Raw genomic sequence first — 2774 nt, 5'->3', positions numbered from 1 at the left:
CAGTGAGTAATGATCAAGACCTGGGGGGTAAAAAAACTTACCTATACGGTGGCGAGTCGATCAATAAAGATCAACTGATTGAACGCCTGGATGCGCTTGACCCGCGCGTTGCGGTGGGCCTTTCCAGTCACCTTGGCGTGCGCTTGGCGAGCAAATACTTCAAGGCGCTCGCTGATCCAAACGAAGAGTTCGCCGGCGTATTGATGTTTTGGCACCTTATCCACTTCATAGATCGCTATCCTGCGGCGCGTAGTGTTTTGGCGAAATGTGACTTGAACCGTGCGAACCATGATGGCGATACTGTGCTGCACTATGCGGCAAAAACTTATCGTCATTGCGGCGATGAAGACATCGAATGGCTGATTTCACAAGGCTGCGATGTGAACGCCCGCAATGCGAACGGAGATTCCCCGTTGTTGGTCGCATCACGGCTTCCTGACAAGCGCAACGGCGCAATGTATCGATTGCTGCGCCACGGGGCCGAGCCGAATATTCGTGACCGGAATGGTTTGGCTGCGATACATCACGTTTGTGCAACGGAAAACGGGGTGGGCATGGTTGGCGCACTCAGGCATCGCAACGCCGATTTGAATGCAGATTCATCGATGGGCTCTCCGCTCTGGATTGCGAATGCGGCAGACCGCTATGCGGCGCGCGATAAATTATGGCCGCTCAATTTACAGCTCATCTCTCCGGCGACCGCTTACGAGGGTGACGCTTATGCAAATTTGCTAACCGCGATCAAGCACCACGATGTAGCTTCGATGGCGCGCTACATTGATGTCGTACAGCTTGGCGAATCGCAGGTGCAAGCGCTGTATGTCTACGCCTGTTATTTTCAATGTGGTGTGCTTTTTGACCATTTGCAGCGGGTACATCCCTGGCGCCTGGTCGCCGATACGCCCGATTCCCCCGATACGTTCTTTGGCCGGGACTACGCGCTGAATCACCTGGACCTGCTAAACGATGAGCACCCGGCGGTTGGCGATTCCTATCGCATATTTGTTGCAGCGATCGCGCAATCCAACCCGGCGCAATTGCACGCATTGGCACAGACCCGCGATTTCGCGATCAATTGTCTGCGTGTTGTTGAATGGCGCAGTGCGCAAGCGCTGGAGTTCTTTGGGCTGCTCAAAACCAAAGAACTGACTTTCGAGCAGTTATTTTCGGGTAACGGCTTGTGGGTGCGCTGGCACGACAAGGAGGATGTGCCCGCAAACATCGCGGAGGTACTGATCGCCTTGCGTGCGATGGGGTTGGTCTTCCATGGCTCCGAATACGGGCTGAAAGATGCGGGATTGTCAGACGATTTGGTTCAACGGCTGTGTCGGCCTTGATCGCCGGCCGATAGCCAGGCACTAATTTTGGCGTAAGACTAACAATGTCAGAACCTTTTTCTTTAAAAATCACGGCCAAAAAAGTAAGCCCTGAAGCCCTGCAGGCACTTTCGCGCTTTGYTGCGGCAGTGAACAGCAAGGACGGCAGTGCCTTGCGGGCATTGTTGTCGGATTCTGCGCTCGCCAAGTCGGCGCTGACGACCAACAAGTTGTCGCCCGATATTTTCCTGCCGCATGCGCCATACACCAGTTATCAGTTCAACGTGGTGGATGCCTTGCATGAAGCAACCCAAGCCACGGAGTTGGAGGTCATGCTCGATGGCGCCGAAAAACTGCGCATGGAGCTGGACGGAACAGACCGTGACGCCGATGGATTTTGCGTGTTCTTTTTTGTGTGGCTGGCTTCGGTCGGCCTGACTGCGTTTGATGCGACGGCGAAGTCGTCTCACGGGTGGTCGGCGAAGTGGACGCAGGATGCTGCTAAGCTGACGTTGGTGAAACACAAACTACCGGGCGACGGCGACTCCGCAGAGACCTATGCAAAGCGCAATGCCGCTGCCGAGAAATCGTCTTGCGGGTTTCTCATCAAGCAGTTCAAGTACACGGTGGGAGGCGACTTCAATCGCCTGGTGTCATCGCTGCAAGAAGACAGCGTGATGATGGTTTCGTTTTCGCACATCATCGACAAGCTGGCCGCGTTAAAGCGCGTGAAGACCGATAGCCAGTACTCGGATCATCGCTTTGATCTGGAGGTGCTGAGCAAGACCGTGTTGTCGCCGGACCAGGTGGAGAGCCCGCATCTGGGGCGAGTCAACGGGTTCGAGATCATCTCCATCAACGGGCAACTGGGCCCTTGGAATTTTGATTACGACGCAGCACTGGCCCATGTCGAGAAAGTCATCACGCGGCCTTTGCATCGTGAAGTTTTGGGCGAGGCAGGTACCGATGAGCAATATGCTTGTCTGCATTGGGCGGCGGGAGATATTTCTGCCGTGCTGACGCTGCATCCGAACCGGTTTTCATTTCGCTTACAGCGCTTCCCCGATCTGACCAAATTCCCTCTCGCACGGATTTATGCCTTGTATCAGGACGGGATAGAACCCAGTGCGTTCCACTGGATGCAGTTGAAAACTCTGGCGCAAGAGCGGGCCGCCCAGGGTGACGCGGATGATTTGCATATCCTGGCTTTGCTGTATTTGTATAACAGGTACGGGTTGGAGCGCGACACGAACAAGGCTGAAGAATTGTTCATTCAGGCCGCGGAGCGCGGCAGCACGGAGGCCATGTGGCTGCTGGGCACCACCTACACGCACTTTGATAGATTCAAAGACGAATGGCCCAAAGATCTGGAGAAGGCCCGGCACTATTTGCAAATGGGGGTTGATCTCGGGTCTTCGCGCTGCAAGGACAGTCTGCAATGGGTGCTCAAGAGTCTGC

At 55.0% G+C, this 2774-nt stretch carries 2 protein-coding genes; both read left to right on the top strand.

Translation table 11 applies throughout. The features are described 5' to 3' along the window. A partial coding sequence (locus AC1D1X_RS20120; RefSeq protein WP_477698996.1) for an ankyrin repeat domain-containing protein occupies positions 1-1337 on the top strand: 1337 nt, incomplete at its 5' end. Between the two features lie 44 nt (positions 1338-1381). Continuing rightward, positions 1382-2774: tetratricopeptide repeat protein (locus AC1D1X_RS20115; protein ID WP_477698995.1), on the top strand; the 1393-nt coding region annotated here is incomplete at its 3' end.

The organism is Polaromonas sp. P1_G4, assembly GCF_056405475.1.
Note: the sequence above shows the minus strand (reverse complement) of the source record. Positions and strands in the feature narration are given on the sequence as shown.